Source organism: Proteiniphilum propionicum (genome assembly GCF_022267555.1).
GTDB classification, from domain to species: Bacteria; Bacteroidota; Bacteroidia; order Bacteroidales; family Dysgonomonadaceae; genus Proteiniphilum; species Proteiniphilum propionicum.
The window spans coordinates 622,274-637,011 of the sequence record NZ_CP073586.1; the positions used below are offsets into that span (position 1 = coordinate 622,274).

General features: G+C 42.7%; 15 protein-coding genes and 1 pseudogene. 6 read left to right on the top strand and 10 right to left on the bottom strand.

Annotated features, from left to right (window positions below; all coding sequences use genetic code 11):
- Positions 1-14: 14 nt before the first annotated feature.
- From KDN43_RS02295 to KDN43_RS02310, 4 genes are all read right to left on the bottom strand, one after another.
- Positions 15-1,616 (bottom strand): beta-N-acetylhexosaminidase, encoded by a 1,602-nt coding sequence (locus KDN43_RS02295; protein ID WP_238868085.1) that lies wholly within the window; start codon positions 1,614-1,616, stop codon positions 15-17.
- Positions 1,617-1,788: 172 nt separating this feature from the next.
- Complete coding sequence (gene dnaJ, locus KDN43_RS02300) at positions 1,789-2,946, bottom strand: molecular chaperone DnaJ (RefSeq protein WP_238868086.1); 1,158 nt, start codon at positions 2,944-2,946, stop codon at positions 1,789-1,791.
- Position 2,947: 1 nt separating this feature from the next.
- The gene (locus KDN43_RS02305) at positions 2,948-3,559 is read right to left on the bottom strand and encodes a nucleotide exchange factor GrpE (protein ID WP_238868087.1); all 612 of its coding nucleotides are present in this window, start codon (positions 3,557-3,559) and stop codon (positions 2,948-2,950) included.
- Positions 3,560-3,640: 81 nt separating this feature from the next.
- Complete coding sequence (locus tag KDN43_RS02310) at positions 3,641-4,177, bottom strand: HD domain-containing protein (RefSeq protein ID WP_238868088.1); 537 nt, start codon at positions 4,175-4,177, stop codon at positions 3,641-3,643.
- Between the two features lie 359 nt (positions 4,178-4,536).
- Between KDN43_RS02310 and KDN43_RS02315 the strand changes: the two genes are divergently transcribed.
- On the top strand, positions 4,537-4,899 hold the full coding sequence (locus KDN43_RS02315) for a hypothetical protein (protein WP_238868089.1): 363 nt from the start codon (positions 4,537-4,539) through the stop codon (positions 4,897-4,899).
- A 269-nt stretch (positions 4,900-5,168) separates the two neighbouring features.
- Positions 5,169-7,544: a TonB-dependent receptor gene (locus KDN43_RS02320; protein ID WP_238868090.1), complete on the top strand. Its 2,376-nt coding sequence runs from the start codon at positions 5,169-5,171 to the stop codon at positions 7,542-7,544.
- A 222-nt stretch (positions 7,545-7,766) separates the two neighbouring features.
- On the opposite strand, the gene KDN43_RS02325 is transcribed toward KDN43_RS02320, so the two are convergent.
- From KDN43_RS02325 to KDN43_RS02340, 4 genes are all read right to left on the bottom strand, one after another.
- Positions 7,767-8,711 (bottom strand): hydrogen peroxide-inducible genes activator, encoded by a 945-nt coding sequence (locus tag KDN43_RS02325; RefSeq protein ID WP_238868091.1) that lies wholly within the window; start codon positions 8,709-8,711, stop codon positions 7,767-7,769.
- Positions 8,712-8,800: 89 nt separating this feature from the next.
- A complete protein-coding gene (locus KDN43_RS02330) occupies positions 8,801-9,775 on the bottom strand; it encodes a dihydroorotate dehydrogenase-like protein (RefSeq protein WP_238868092.1) in 975 nt (324 codons plus the stop codon).
- 129 nt (positions 9,776-9,904) lie between these two features.
- Positions 9,905-10,567, bottom strand: a complete 663-nt coding sequence (locus KDN43_RS02335) for a YggS family pyridoxal phosphate-dependent enzyme (RefSeq protein WP_238868093.1) — start codon at positions 10,565-10,567, stop codon at positions 9,905-9,907.
- Entirely contained in the window at positions 10,564-11,016 is a 453-nt protein-coding gene (locus tag KDN43_RS02340; protein WP_238868094.1) for a DUF4494 domain-containing protein, read from the bottom strand. The genes KDN43_RS02335 and KDN43_RS02340 overlap by 4 nt, the downstream gene beginning before the upstream one ends.
- A 303-nt stretch (positions 11,017-11,319) precedes the next feature.
- On the opposite strand from KDN43_RS02340, the gene KDN43_RS16385 reads away from it, so the two are divergent.
- The 3 genes from KDN43_RS16385 to KDN43_RS02350 all read left to right on the top strand — a co-directional run bounded on the left by KDN43_RS16385 (position 11,320) and on the right by KDN43_RS02350 (position 13,175).
- A complete protein-coding gene (locus tag KDN43_RS16385) occupies positions 11,320-11,448 on the top strand; it encodes a DUF554 family protein (RefSeq protein ID WP_256448718.1) in 129 nt (42 codons plus the stop codon).
- A 107-nt stretch (positions 11,449-11,555) separates the two neighbouring features.
- Positions 11,556-12,074, top strand: coding sequence for an efflux RND transporter permease subunit (locus tag KDN43_RS02345; protein WP_238868095.1), 519 nt, complete (start codon positions 11,556-11,558; stop codon positions 12,072-12,074).
- A 534-nt stretch (positions 12,075-12,608) separates the two neighbouring features.
- The gene (locus KDN43_RS02350; RefSeq protein ID WP_238868096.1) at positions 12,609-13,175 is read left to right on the top strand and encodes a hypothetical protein; all 567 of its coding nucleotides are present in this window, start codon (positions 12,609-12,611) and stop codon (positions 13,173-13,175) included.
- A gap of 96 nt (positions 13,176-13,271) precedes the next feature.
- On the opposite strand, the gene KDN43_RS02355 is transcribed toward KDN43_RS02350, so the two are convergent.
- A complete protein-coding gene (locus KDN43_RS02355) occupies positions 13,272-13,415 on the bottom strand; it encodes a hypothetical protein (RefSeq protein ID WP_238869538.1) in 144 nt (47 codons plus the stop codon).
- Here KDN43_RS02355 and KDN43_RS02360 point away from each other — a divergent pair.
- A pseudogene (locus KDN43_RS02360) lies at positions 13,402-13,560 on the top strand (TonB-dependent receptor domain-containing protein); the annotation flags it as partial. The gene KDN43_RS02355 and the pseudogene KDN43_RS02360 overlap by 14 nt on opposite strands.
- A 93-nt stretch (positions 13,561-13,653) precedes the next feature.
- Here the strand turns inward: KDN43_RS02360 and KDN43_RS02365 are convergent.
- Entirely contained in the window at positions 13,654-14,706 is a 1,053-nt protein-coding gene (locus KDN43_RS02365; protein WP_238868097.1) for a DUF4249 domain-containing protein, read from the bottom strand.
- Positions 14,707-14,738: the final 32 nt, after the last annotated feature.

Here is a 14,738-nt window from a genome sequence, read left to right on the forward strand (position 1 = left end):
ATAAATATTTAAAATTACTCAACAGGACCATAATTAATGCCGGCATTTTTCCAGCGTTCAAGAAAAGCGGGTAATGCCATGAGGAAGCGATAGTAATCTTTCTGATCATTATTCGTCCAGCCACACTCGGCATAAGCAGCTAAACGCGGGTACACCATCCTGTTCATGCTTTCCAAGGTTGGAATAAATTCGCCCCACATCTGACAACCCATTCCAAGTACTTTTTCTTCTAGCCCTTCCGGTAAGCCTTCAGGTATCGGATTAAAAGAATATGCTTTAGAAAGAGGAATGGATTTATAGTTGTAGTCGAGATAAGTGAAAGAGTGATTCGAGTTCACCACATCATATCCTTTAATTATGGTATTCAGTATCTTATCTATGTCTCCTTTCCAGAAATGCACAATAGCACCTTCAGCAAGCTTCTGCGACAACCCTTTGGTGTCTGCATCGGAATGGTAATCGTGAAGCCTATCTCCTGTAATTTCATTCCAGCCCATCATTCGCTTTTCTTTGGTTTTCAGCATTTCTGAAATATTATTGGTGAAAAACACCAGCAATTCGGCAGGTGTATTTAGTCCGTTTGCAGCCATATAGGTTTTCACCTGATCTGAAGCGTTCCACTGATCGTAACGCGGCTCATCACCTCCTATGTGTATTACCGGTGACGGGAATAGAGTTATTATTTCGTCAAACACATCGTTGAAGAATGCAAACACACGGGGATCGGCAACATTGTAGATATCATACTGAACGCCGAACTTGCAAGGCACATTGATTTCCAAACCGCTTGTGCCAAGCCAGGGATAAGAAGCAATAGCAGCACTTGAGTGACCTGGCATCTCAATCTCAGGCACAATCATAATATTACGATCGGCAGCAAAAGCAACTATCTCCCGGATCTCATCCTGGGTATAGTAACCGCTGTGTGGCTTCCCGTCGTAACGGTTGCTGTGAAAATGATCCACCTCGGTTGAATCCCTGGTTGAACCTACTTCGGTCAGGAGAGGATATTTCTTTATTTCGATTCGCCAGCCCTGGTCGTCAACCAGATGCCAGTGAAAGATATTCATTTTCAGCAAAGCCATTTCATCCAATAGTTGTTTTACTACCTCTTTTCCCTTAAAATGGCGAGCCTCATCGAGCATGAAAGATCTCCATGCAAAGGCAGGGTAATCTTCTATTACTCCACGTTGCACAGTGAAGCCTTTCTCGTTTTTCCGAATAATCTGTCGTAATGACTGTATACCGTTAAAAACACCCTGGGGACTATCAGAAGTGATACTGATGCTATTTTTACCTGTTTCTAAACGGTATCCTTCCGGTTTTTCTGACTTAAAAGCCAAATCTATACGAAGCACGATATCAGCAATCTTCTCTCTGAGGACTGTTTCCATTTTAATCCCGTTCCCGGAGGCAAGGTAGCAGTTCAGCAATTCCGCCTCTTTTTCCAGTCCCGGAGAGAAAAAAAGTTTAACTTTTTCTCCCAGTTTCAACTCACCGGAACCATAACTTACAGATTGGGGCCGGGGGATGATTTGATACTCCACAGGAAGAACCTGACTAAAAACAAACAATGGGAACAGCGTTACAACCAACAATAATTCTCTTAGATTCATAATATAAAATTTATATCTATTTAGTTTAGGCTTTTGATGTTTTGATCTTTGGATCTTTGGATCTTACTCGGATATTCATTACGTTTACTTTTAATAGAAAAATAGCGACATACGGGAAAAGGATACATCGCTATTTTTTGTGTAGATAGATAATGTTATTTTATTATGGCTGTTAATCGAACATTTTTCTGAACTTATCGAAAACTTTTTTCCTTGCCGTTTTTGAAGGGATAAAGTTTTCTGATTTTTCCATCTCTTCCAACCACTTGCGTTCCTTGTCACTCAGGTTCTCAGGAACGTAAACATTAACATTAACAAGCTCATCACCTCTGCCAAAGCCATTTACCGAAGGCAGTCCCTTGTTACGTAACCTTAACACCTTGCCTGGTTGTGTCCCAGGTTCAATTTTCACCTTGGCCACTCCATCTATAGTCGGTACCTCAACTGTTCCTCCAAGAGTAGCAGTGGGGAAGCTCAGGTAAAGATTATAAATCACATCGTTCTCATCACGTATAAGGTTAGGGTCCTCCTCCTCTTCCACAACAATAAGTAGATCCCCATTTACTCCCCCTCGCCGTGCTGCATTGCCTTTTCCAGACAATGAAAGTTGCATGCCTTCGGCTACGCCTGCAGGTATCCTTATGGGTATTATCTCCTCGTCACGCACTATACCCTCACCATTACAATAGGTGCATTTTTTAACAATAGTCTTCCCTTCACCGTTACAGGTGGGACAGGTTGAGGTGGTCTGCATCTGGCCAAGGATAGTGTTTGCCACACGCGTTATCACGCCTGCTCCGTTGCAGGTTGAACATGTAGAGTACGAGCTACCGCTTTCGGAACCGTTCCCTCCGCAATGTGAACACGACACATATTTTTTTACTTTTATCTTCTTTTCAACACCGTTAAGGATCTCCTTAAGATTAAGCTTCACCTTCACACGCAGGTCGGAGCCCCTGTTAACCCTTCTTCCTCGTTGTGAACTCCCGAAACCGCCAAAACCGCCAAAACCGCCAAAATGGCCTCCGAATATATCACCAAATTGAGAGAATATATCATCCATAGACATACCTCCTCCGGTAAAACCGCCGGAAGCAGCACTACCTACACCCGCGTGTCCAAACTGATCGTAACGGGCACGCTTGTTCTCATCGCTAAGCACTTCATAAGCCTCTGCCGCCTCTTTAAATTTTTCTTCCGCCTCCTTATTCCCCGGGTTTTTGTCCGGGTGATATTGAATGGCTTTCTTGCGATAGGCTTTTTTTATCTCGTCAGCCGAGGCTGACTTAGGTACTCCCAGTATTTCGTAATAATCTCTTTTAACTGCCATTTTATTCTCCCACAATTACTTTTGGAAAGCGAATGATCTTGTCGTTCAACTCATACCCCTTCTGTATGCAATCAATCACAATACCTTTCTGTGACTCCTCCTCTGCAGGAATGGTGGTTACAGCTTCAAAGCGGTCTGCATCAAAAGGTTGTCCGACAGACTCAATCTCTTTCACCCCATGTTGCTTGAGGAAGTTTATAAATTTCGTATAGATAAGGTCAATACCCTGGAGCATGGCATCTTTGTCTTCAGCTGCATGTAGTGATGAAAGCGCACGTTCAAAATCATCAACAAGAGAGATAATATCAAGCAGAACTCTCTCTCCGCCATTTCTAATCAGTTCTGCCTTCTCTTTTAGTGTGCGCTTGCGAAAATTATCAAATTCGGCATGTAACCGGAGGTAATTGTCATTCAGCTCATCATACTTCTGTCGTGACTCTTCAAGCTCTTTTTGAAAATCGGTCTTTTCCTCTGTCAAATTGTCTGTTTTTTCCTCGATTACATTTTCTTCAAGGCTATCTTTATGATCTTTAGCCATCTCTTCGTTCATCTTTTCATTCATCTCTTTTTCCCTTTCTCCGGGATCTGTATAGTTGTTATTGTTTTCAGTCATATTGCTTTCAATTCATTTACCCATCAACTTACACTGCAAATAGTTTGCCAAAAAAAATCAATAAAAACCGGGTGTGCTGTCTCAGAGAAATATTTCACACCACTCATCGAATACTTCTACCTGATGCCGCCCATGCCTGCCCAGGCTTTGTCTTATCTTTTTTAAAGGCTTCTCCTTTCCCAGTTGAGACTTTGAATAAAATTTATCAGCAAAACAAATTATCTTTTCCTCCAAGCTTTTAGGCCGCATATCTCTATGAGGAACAGGCAATTTACGATTTATGATTGTCTCCAGGCTAAGCCCTGTGCCGGTGTGGCGCTCACACACCAGCCCATGTCTGGGGAAACCTTCTAATGTCAGCAAATCACGTCCCAAATAACCGTGGCAAATATAGGGAAAGCTGCCTTCGCATGCAATATGGGGAGCATGGGTTTTGAAAATCCCAATATCATGAAGCATCCCGGCCTCCTCAATGAATCTGGTATCCACTGCCAATTCCGGATGCGCCTGAACGATAGAGAGGGCCTTGTTTGTCACATCTGAACAATGCGACATATATATATCATAGAGCTTTGTTCCTTCTTTGTAATATTTATCTATTATCGTCTGAGTGTCCATAAAAAACGGCGGGACTATTGGGTGTTGAACTTTACATTCACAAAAGTAATACAAAATCTCCGAACTGAAAACTTGCATTACTGAATTCCAAGTCATCTATAATCAATAGAAAGATGATAGTAAAAGTACTTTTGAGAAACACTTCTCAGATGTGTTTCATTTTAAGTTAATATTGGGGTTATGTACTGACCTTCATTGGTAAAATATTAAAGACAGCTTAGGTATGCGCATCAGGCATTAGATTACGTACCGATATTAAAGAATGCAAAATAAAAAAGCAATAAAAAATATAAAAAAACAAATAAAACAGACCATATGCAAAAAAACAATATCTTTGTTAGTTTACAGCAGAAGAACATATGTGTCATGTAAAAAATAATTTGCTCAAGTGGTTTGGATTAGTCTTGTTTACATTATATGTAGGCGGCGCCTCCTTATTCACTCATACCCACGTTATTAACTACATAACGTACACTCACTCGCATCCATATAAATTTGGTAAGCAGGCACAACATGACCATACTGAAAAAGAACTTCAACTACTTGATCTGATACACCAGACTTCTACCACCACAGACATAATACCGGAGGTGATTTTTGCGGGGAACTATCTCACGGGAGCCCTGTTTCATCCGGAATCTTACAAATACACACACCTAATCAGGCTTGCTGCCCCGAAGCAGTTGAGGGCCCCTCCAGCATTAGAAATATTTCCACGGTAATTGTGATTTCTGCAGAAAAGGCCACTGTAAACTCTCGGACAACTTCTTTTTAAGAAGAAAGGTTGCCCAAAGTGGTATGTACTGCTGAAATTACCCTGTCATGACTTTTTTACATTAAAAAAACTTGCAGCATATCTAAGTCAGACATATTTATCAAACAAAAAAATTCAATAATTCGGCGGTTCTCAAAGAGCCACTGATAACGACCTTGTTACATGGCGGTTAATTAAAAATCTGCCGAATTATTATCTTTTAATACAAATAAAAAAATGAAGAATATTATAACGCTACTTCTATGCCTCATTACAATTTCAGTCTATGCACAGGCAGATGAAGGGGTACCGAACCAAACTGATGCGCATATTTTCGGGCATGTACTTGATAAAAAAACGCAGGAACACCTTCCTTTCGTGACCATAAGAATAAAAGGAACTATGATAGCCATCACAACTGATGCTACGGGGCATTATTTTTTACGAAATTTACCCACAGGCAATTTTACAATGGAGATCTCAATGATGGGATACAAAACAATAACAAAAGAGGTGTCGATCCGGGCAAATACTTCACTAGAGATAGACTTTGAGATGGAAGAGGAGAGCATCCCGCTCAACGCCGTAGTGGTGTCGGCCAACCGGAACGAAACCAACCGGATGCTGGCCCCCTCGTTGGTGAGCGTGGTGGATGTAAAGATGCTGGAAGCCACCAACTCGAAAAACCTGGCGCAGGCACTGAATTTCCAGCCCGGCTTACGCGTGGAAGACAATTGCCAGAACTGTGGTTTATCACAGGTGAGGATCAATGGACTTGAGGGGGCTTACTCGCAGATACTCATTAACTCCCGCCCCATTTACGGTGCATTGACAGGTGTTTACGGGCTGGAACAGATTCCCTCCAACATGATCGACCGGATTGAAGTAATCCGCGGGGGAGGGTCAGCGCTGTTCGGTTCGTCAGCCATCGGCGGCGTTATCAACGTGATAACGAAAGAATCTTCCCGCAACAGCGGGGATGTCACCCACACGTTTTCGTCCATCAACGGGAAAGCTTCAGAGAACAATACGATGTTCAACGCGTCACTGATAAACGACACTCGCAATGCCGGAATTATGGTATACGGACAACACCGCAAAAGAGAAGGATTCGACATGGATAAAGACGGTTTCACCGAGTTGCCCATGCTCATAAACAGGGCATTGGGATTCCGCTCGTTCCTGAAAACAGGGCTATACTCCAAACTTTCCATAGAGTACCACAACATGCATGAGTTCCGCCGCGGAGGCGACAGCCTCAAACAGCAACCGTTCCAGTCTAAAATCACCGAACAACTGGAACACTATATCAACGGAGGAGGCATCAATTATGTGCAAAATTCGGCAGATATGAAAAACAGGTTCAACCTCTACGCTTCGGCTCAGCACACACTTCGCAAAAGCTATTATGGCGGGGGCGACCCGGTGGAGGTAATACCCGGACCAAACCAAGACCAGGAAGTGATCGACAACCTGAACAACCGATTGGGCTCGTTCGGGCGCTCCACCGAATTGATCCATCATCTGGGCGGACAATATACCCGGATGATCGACAAATTCCTGTTTATGCCTGCCGAACTGACTGCCGGAGCCGAGTATCTGAACAACACGCTGACCGACATAAGCGGATACCGCACCCGCGATGTGGATCAAAAAACCCATACCACGAGCGGTTTTCTACAAAATGAATGGAAAGACGACAGGTGGAGCATTCTTCTGGGCGGCCGCCTCGACAAGCACTCGCTGGTAAAATCGGCTATTTTCAGTCCAAGGGCAAACATCCGTTATAACCCGAACGGGAAAGTCAACTTCCGCCTGTCGTACAGCGAAGGGTTCCGCGCGCCGCAGTATTTCGATGAAGACCTGCACGTGGACATTGCCGGCGGCGAACACATCGTCCGTGTCCTTTCGGAAGACCTGCAAGAAGAGCGTTCGCGCAGCGTGAGCGGCTCGATCGACTTTTACCATACCGTGGGCAGCCTGCAGTTAAACGCACTGGCGGAAGGTTTTTTCACGCACTTGAAAAATAAGATTACCGCCATCGACGACCCCAACGTGGAGGGGCAAAAACTGGTGGTAAATGCCAAAGGTGAAAACGCGAAAGTATACGGCATAAACCTGGAAGGAAGAATGGCATACGGCCGCCTGTTAGATCTACAACTGGGGGTAACGTTTCAGAAAAGCTTGTTCGACCAGGCCCAGGAACCGATAGAAGGTGTGGGCGGGTATCGCGAGTTCATGCGCACTCCCGATACTTACGGGTATTTCGTCGCCACGTGGAAACCGGCGACCCGCTTTTCAGCAACGCTCTCGGGAAACTATACCAGGCGGATGTACGTGCCCCACGTGAAAGGGGAAGGCGACCCTGCCAAAGACCGGTTTGCATCGGAAAATAAAATCGAAAGGGTAAATTCTTTTTTTGAGTTGCATACAAAATTGTCTTACGACATTCCCGTCCTCGGGTATTCCACGCTGCAATTGAACGCGGGAGTGCAGAACATTTTCAATGCCTATCAAAAAGATTTCGATACCGGTGCAGGAAGGGCATCCGATTATATCTACGGTCCGGGATCACCAAGGTCCTTTTTCGCAGGATTAAAAATGACGCTGTAAGATTAAACCAGCATTGAAAATGGAAGTAGGAGGAAAACAAATATATTTTCCTCCTACTTCCATTTTATGGCCTCTCAAACCATCGTACATAGATTTCTCTTATACTACGGTTCATTAAATATTCCATTTAGACCTGTATATGAGGCAAACTCAAATATTCAGCCGTCCGGGACTTATTTTTTATTATGATAAGGCTTTTCCATAATTTCAAACCAATCTCTGCTACAAAGGAACAATATATTTTTTCATCGCATCATCCTGAAGTGATCTTGGCACTGCCGCCTTCACTTCACCTATAATGATATTAATCAACCTCTCCCGCAGAAATTCTTTCCTTGTAATAAGGCTTATCTCCCGCACAGGTGTACTGTTTCTGAAAGATCGCACGTTCTTTTTCTGTGTTTCGCTCAAATTTGCAATAGCCATTTCAGGGATAACTGTAAGCCCTTCATTCTGATCCACAATATTGATGAGGGTATCTATGCTTCCAGCTTCATAGGAAAAGATGGAATGATTGCCGCCACGCCTTTTTTTTAGGTGGCACAGATGCAGAATTTGTGTTCTGAAGCAATGCACCTCATCAAGCAGCCAGAGTCTTGAAGCCGTAAGATCACCTTCATCAAGAACAGTCTTTGAATATAACGATTTTTCAAATGGAGATACATAAGCAAAGAATCTTTCGTAGTACATAGGGTGCTCCGTAATAGCAGGATCTTTCAGCGGGGTGGCCAAAATACCTCCATCCAACGAATCATTGGAAAGGCCTTTAAGTATCTGATCCGTTGTTAGTTCAGAAATTACTATACGTATATCAAATCTGTTTTCAGAATGGACCTGCATTAGCCTAGGCAGGAGATATGGCGATACAGTGGGAATTATTCCTAACCTGAAGACACCTTTCACAATACCTCTTTCTTCCTGAATAATCTCCTTTATCTGATTTACTTGAGCTACAGCAACTCGAGCCTGATTGATAACCTTCTCCCCAATCTCAGTCGGCTGTACCGGAAGTTGTGAACGATCGAATATCTTCACGCCAAGCTCTTCTTCCAGTTTCTGTATCATCATACTGAGTGTTGGCTGAGTTACAAAAGAAGCCTCTGCTGCTTTTGAAAAGTGGCGGTGATTATCTACCGCGATAATATATTCTAATTGTTGTATATTCATGACTTAGTTGTATCAGTTACTTTCAAAACATTTGGCATACCGGTCCACAGGCAAATGTATATTAATTACTCAGTGGTGTTCGTTACCGGTCATTTGTAACTTGAGAAGTACTTCATAAACTGTACCCGCTCATATAGTGACGGGCTGCTGATATTGGCGTAGTTCAGTTTGCCTTTAAAATCATCAATAGTTGTAAAGTTTCTTTGATTCATCCACTCTTCCATGCAGGTGAGCATGTTCTCTATCACGTTTAATCCCTGTTCGTAAAGAACGCTGCAGAGTTGTATCCCTCCTGCCCCTGCCAAAATACCCTTGATGGCATCTTCCCATGAGTGCACACCGTACGAACATGCAATATCCAATTCATGTACGCGTCCGGAAACAATTGCAGTCCATCTCAGAGTATCACTGAAATCGGAAGGATTACTAAATACAGGACCAGATGTGATTTCCATTTTTTTAACATCTATATCAAGCTGATAGAAACGGTTAAAAAGTACAATTCCTTTTGCTCCAAGCGATTTGAGCTTGCCTGCCAAACCAGGTAAATTGCTGATATTTTTGGCCATCTTTATCACTACCGGAATCCTGATCACTTTCTTCAACTCTTTGACAATATTCACATAAGAATCTTCCAGATAAGTATCACCAAATTCACCGGCGTTGATGACAAAAACATTTAGCTCCAGTGCATCAGCACCTGCATCCTGAATGGTTTTGGCAAACTCTGTCCATCGTGACAGCTTGTAACAATTAATACTGGCAATTACCGGCACATTACACTCAGACTTGGCAGAACGTATAAGATCCAGATACTTATCCATGTGGTTCATCTCCACATAAGCATTGATATAATCTGCAGCCTCAGGATAATCGGTTATCTGGGCAAGTTTCTCGGAATGGCTCTCTATCTGCTCTTCAAACAGCGACTTCAACACAATGGCACCTATTCCAGCACTCTCGAGTTCTTTAATCTTCTTCAGTGAATTTGTAAGCCCACTGCTGGCAGCTATCAGAGGATTCTTAAGATGCAATCCCGCAAAAGTTGTTTCTAAATTGACCATGTACTCAACGGATGTTTTTCAAAAATTTACTAATAAACAAAATTAGGTATTTTTATCGATAAAATCGATATGCTGTACGGGAAATTAATTTTAGGCGGCATCAAAGTAACGCCGGGGCACCCTTCACACCTAACGTTCTCCAAAAATGAGGGTACCCAGTCGTATCATCGTACTGCCCTCTTCAATGGCAATCGGGTAATCGCCCGACATCCCCATCGACAGTTCATTAAACTCCGGATCATTTGAAAAATAACCGGCTTTAATCTCTTCAAAAAGTGATTTCAACTGCTGAAATTCCCTGCGAATCTGATCTTTGTCGTCAGTATATGTAGCCATCCCCATAAGTCCTTTAAGACGAACATGAGTACACTCTTTCCATTTACCATTCGCCAGAAACTGCCGACATTCACCGGGTGAAAAGCCCGATTTGGTCTCCTCTTCGGCAATATGGATCTGAAGCAGACATGGAATAACACGGTTATTAAGAGCTCCCTGCTTCTCAATCTCAAGCATCAGCCGTTCACTGTCTAAGCTGTGAATAAGCGAGATAAAGGGGGCAATCTGTTTTACTTTGTTGCGTTGCAGGTTGCCGATAAAATGCCACTCAATATCACGCGGCAGCTGCTCTTGTTTTACAACCAGTTCCTGCACACGGCTCTCGCCGAAGGCCCTCTGTCCTTCATCGTAAGCTTCCCGGACAGTACTGGCGGAATGAAATTTTGAAACCGCCACTATCTTCACTTCCGGCATAATTGCCTTTCGCAATTCATTTATATGGGTTTTAATACTCATTCCAACTTCTCTTTTTGGGGTCCGGCGGAATAGGGAAAAACATCAACAATTGCTGTCTCCGCGACCGATGCGATATCGTAATCAATCATTGTCTTTTTCATTTCCGTCTCCACTATATCAACGGTTTCTCTCAGCGTAGAAGCCTGCACCAGCATGTTGACAGCTGTTTTTTTCTCCGATCCGCTTTTCTCGTCGAGCGTAATGAAATACAACTTCGCCTTGTAGTAGCGGTCACCCGTTTCATTGAAGAACGAGTCGGTATACTTCACTCGTTTGATATCTGAGACAGAAAACTCTCCCGAAATAAAAGGCTTCATCTCTTCAATTATTCTCGCCTCCGCTTCAGTAAACGATAAAGCATCTACTAAATAGGGTTCTGTTACTGTTTTTTGCATGCCGGTTTCCAGCATTTTGTCGTATTTTATCTTACACTCAAACCAATTGTACATATTCTAATAAATTGTTTTATAACCTAATATGCGGGAAGGTACACCTAATACTTCTCCAACTTTATTTTACAAAGGTAGACTTTTTTTCATATCTATGTGTTATCCACTTTGATTTATGAGATGATTAATATAAAACATCTACCATTTTCTTCTCGCAAAAAATAGGTATTTTTACAGATTAAAATGATGAGTCCACTTTAATAAGTCGTTTTTTGAAAATATGATATTTGATTTTCAAGTGATTATGATGTCAATCATCTAATTAGAGACTTTCTCAAGCAGACTCAATAATGGATATATACAATGATTGGAACCCTTGTAAATACAGTTGCCGTGCTGGGAGGCGGAATTATTGGACTTTTGCTGAAGAAACGGATGCCAGCTGTGGCAGACAATCCTGTCACACCGAAAAGGTCGGTGAGAGTGGACTGATGAAAAAGTGCCGCACCTCTTGAGGGTTTGGTATACACACCCGCTAAATCGATCCGGTCATTGGCTTAGGATATTTTAAAGGTGCTTTGGCTGTAAAAGCATCGCAAATGGCCCTCAACACCGCTATGATAGGCATGCAGGTAAGGCAAAACCTTTACGGAGCCGAATCGGGTGATTTCAGCGAAGACGGGAACGACTACGGTATCGTAGTGCAATATGCACCGGAACATCAGAATGAAGTGAACAAACTGAAAGAGATGCAGGTCTCCAACCTGTTGGGACAACAAATTCCCCTGTCTGCCATAGCCGACATCGTAGAAAGCCTGGGGCCGCTGGAGATCCAGCGTCAATCGCAGCAACGATATGTTAAAACCACCGCCGACCTTAACGGTGTTTCGCTGGGTGAAGCTACCAATCCGTTTACGTTGGTGGGGGTCATTCTGGCGTCCTTCGTAACGGGAATAACCTTGAGCGTCACCACCTTCATCGGGTTGATCATGCTTGTAGGTATTGTGGTAAACAACGGTATCGTGCTCGTGGACTACATCAACATGTTGCGCAAGCGTAATTATCCGTTGCGCGATGCCGTAATGGAAGCCGGGCGTTCACGGTTGCGCCCCATTTAAACACGGCAGTTTGGCCGGGTACAATTCCTCTGTATTTATACAGGAAAGCGATAAAAACAAAGTGTCCTCATTGATCGAAACAATAAACAGGATGAACCAATCGGTATTCACCCCCGGAGAACTGATCGCACTGTTCGTGTGGGACATCGCCGCCTGTCTGCAACCGGGAGAAAGAAACGGTTCCTGACAAGGCGGCATCGGTTAATAATAGTTAAAAAAACAAGTATTGCTATTTTTATATTTATTTTTGCAGTGCTTTTATCAAAAAGATTTAGTTTAACAGCCTATAGGATCAGATAAAATATGGAATGCTTCTCCAAGTCAAGTTAAAGTTTTTAACAAAAAAGCAGAGTTTTATATATCCTACAATAGCAACTCAAATTTATTAGCCAATTTATGGAATTCCATAAAGTATCTTTTAAAAAATAATACCCCCAGCATTGAAGGAGCATATGCTTATGCATATACTACAACCTCAGATAAAAAGGAAGTAAAAGGTCTGATATTACAAAAAATTGGAAAATAAAAAATAGTATGAAAAATTTATTCGCTTATTCTTGCATACTTATCGCTTTTTTCCTCCTCTCTGCAGGAGCAATGGCTCAAAAACGGGTCGATCTTAAAATATTGGGATCGAGTGTGGCCGAATTATCCATAAATAACAGATTCGGGGATAATCCATCCATATCGAAATGGGGGTATAAAATAGGTGCCGGATGGGGATATGTAAAAGGAAACACCAATATAATCCCCTTTACTTCAAGAGATGGAATTGTCGGGCTGCCCGATAACCCGGCTTGGATTTCAATTCCATTGGAAGTAACATATACTCTTGGACAAAATTCCCACAAGTTTGAAATAGGTGCGGGATTTGTACCCTTTTATTCGGTAAAATCAGAAATCCTGGATAAATTAGATAAAAAGCATATATCCATGTATGGTATTGTCGAGCCCAAATATTTATACAATAAAAAAGGCAGTTCTTTCCTTTTCGGTATCGGACTCGATTTCAAGTACCAAATCCCCGGGTTGAAATTCTCTGATTTTTACTTGAGGGACTTTTCTGTTTTTCCCGGCTTATATTTCGGTTATATAATCTGATTTTTTAACATTTTATATAAGCCATTACACTAAAAAGGGCAACCTTGTCTGCCCTGCCGCCGTGTTACCGGACAGGTAATTGTGAAAATTCCGTCCCTAATCGAACATTTTCCGAAATTTTTTGAACACACTCTTCCTGGCCGATTTCGACGGTGCAAAATTAGGTGATTTATCCTGAACGGGGACAGTTGTTATAGCTTCAAACTTGTCGGCATCAAAAGGCTGTCCAAGGGCAAACATCCGTTATAACCCAAACGGGAAAGTCAACTTCCGCCTGTCGTATAGCGAAGGGTTCCGCGCGCCGCAGTATTTCGATGAGGACCTGCACGTGGACATTGCCGGCGGCGAACACATCGTCCGTATCCTGTCAAAAGACCTGCAAGAAGCGTGTTTGCAGGGATAAAACTAACGCTTTGAAACATATTGAATTCTGAACTCCAGGAAATTACAACTCCTGGAGTTTAGGTTTCGATCAGACCTACCACTGTATTGAATAGCCTCCCTCCGCGTATTTTTCGAATCGAAAAACAAACCGGCTTGTGGTATATGCACCTAAAATCCCCAATCCGTTTTCCACGTTTGTCCGTACTTGCACCGGCTCCACAAAAGGGTTTTCATCCACATTATACGCTTTGGCGGCAGAAACCACAAAATGATAATAATCGGGAGACATGCTGGATAAGGCGATAACATATTCTTTCGTGAAAGGACCACCGGCATTGATGATTTCTTCGTTTCCATTTGGCCTTTTCATGACGGTTTTGAGGTTCTCATAATATTCAAAATTAAAGAACAGCTCTTTTCCGTTCACCAATGCATCGGAAAAAATATTCTCCAGTTGCCTTTTATAACCGGAATCTTCTTCTCCCCACAAAACTTCTTCGAGCGGGTTACCCGTATCCGAAATGTTTCCTTTCAACACTTTGCTCAACTCTACCTTTTGCAACTCTTTTCCGATGGACTTATCCTTATCGTACAAATTGTGTTCGGCTTTGATAAAATAAAAATTCTCCTCGTTCTTTTCCTCTTTTAAGCGTAAGCGGATCTTGTTAACATGCTCCCATTGCTTAAATGTATACCCCGGATCATCGGTGAATTGGCTGGAAACATCTTTTACCGTATGCGTAAGGGTAGAATCCGCCAATTCAAACACCGGAGCCTGCGGAATCCCGGTTTTCGCTTTTACCGCTTCGAAACCCGGAGCCGATGCGCGGACTTCAATCTCATCGCCAATTCGCGGACGATATTGCCCGGCGTAATTCCCCTCATTACCGTAAACAAGCTTTTCCTTCAACACCCCGTTCACGTATAGCTCTACGGAAGCGTTTTCGATAGATACGTAGGGCGTATGGTCATCCATGACAAAACGGCTTTTCGATAGATGTACCGTTACATTTTCATCGGGCGTGAGATAACCGTTCAATACCAGAACCGGTTTTTTTACATCTCCTTTAAATTCGATTTCTTTTTCGCAGGCGCAGAACAGGAGTGCGCAGAGCAAAATAATACAGAATATGGATTTTTTATTCATTTTTGATTGTTGTTTCATTGACCGTTAACTGT

What these genes read in the sequence shown, in the direction of transcription:
- KDN43_RS02355 (WP_238869538.1), bottom strand. Translation starts at nt 13,415, where the DNA reads ATGTTTGCCCTTGGACAGCCTTTTGATGCCGACAAGTTTGAAGCTATA.
- KDN43_RS02315 (WP_238868089.1), top strand. Translation starts at nt 4,537, where the DNA reads ATGTGTCATGTAAAAAATAATTTGCTCAAGTGGTTTGGATTAGTCTTG.
- KDN43_RS02295 (WP_238868085.1), bottom strand. Translation starts at nt 1,616, where the DNA reads ATGAATCTAAGAGAATTATTGTTGGTTGTAACGCTGTTCCCATTGTTT.
- KDN43_RS02325 (WP_238868091.1), bottom strand. Translation starts at nt 8,711, where the DNA reads ATGAATATACAACAATTAGAATATATTATCGCGGTAGATAATCACCGC.
- KDN43_RS02350 (WP_238868096.1), top strand. Translation starts at nt 12,609, where the DNA reads ATGAAAAATTTATTCGCTTATTCTTGCATACTTATCGCTTTTTTCCTC.
- KDN43_RS02335 (WP_238868093.1), bottom strand. Translation starts at nt 10,567, where the DNA reads ATGAGTATTAAAACCCATATAAATGAATTGCGAAAGGCAATTATGCCG.
- KDN43_RS02345 (WP_238868095.1), top strand. Translation starts at nt 11,556, where the DNA reads ATGGCCCTCAACACCGCTATGATAGGCATGCAGGTAAGGCAAAACCTT.
- KDN43_RS02330 (WP_238868092.1), bottom strand. Translation starts at nt 9,775, where the DNA reads ATGGTCAATTTAGAAACAACTTTTGCGGGATTGCATCTTAAGAATCCT.
- KDN43_RS02320 (WP_238868090.1), top strand. Translation starts at nt 5,169, where the DNA reads ATGAAGAATATTATAACGCTACTTCTATGCCTCATTACAATTTCAGTC.
- KDN43_RS02310 (WP_238868088.1), bottom strand. Translation starts at nt 4,177, where the DNA reads ATGGACACTCAGACGATAATAGATAAATATTACAAAGAAGGAACAAAG.
- KDN43_RS02365 (WP_238868097.1), bottom strand. Translation starts at nt 14,706, where the DNA reads ATGAATAAAAAATCCATATTCTGTATTATTTTGCTCTGCGCACTCCTG.
- KDN43_RS16385 (WP_256448718.1), top strand. Translation starts at nt 11,320, where the DNA reads ATGATTGGAACCCTTGTAAATACAGTTGCCGTGCTGGGAGGCGGAATT.
- dnaJ (WP_238868086.1), bottom strand. Translation starts at nt 2,946, where the DNA reads ATGGCAGTTAAAAGAGATTATTACGAAATACTGGGAGTACCTAAGTCA.
- KDN43_RS02305 (WP_238868087.1), bottom strand. Translation starts at nt 3,559, where the DNA reads ATGACTGAAAACAATAACAACTATACAGATCCCGGAGAAAGGGAAAAA.
- KDN43_RS02340 (WP_238868094.1), bottom strand. Translation starts at nt 11,016, where the DNA reads ATGTACAATTGGTTTGAGTGTAAGATAAAATACGACAAAATGCTGGAA.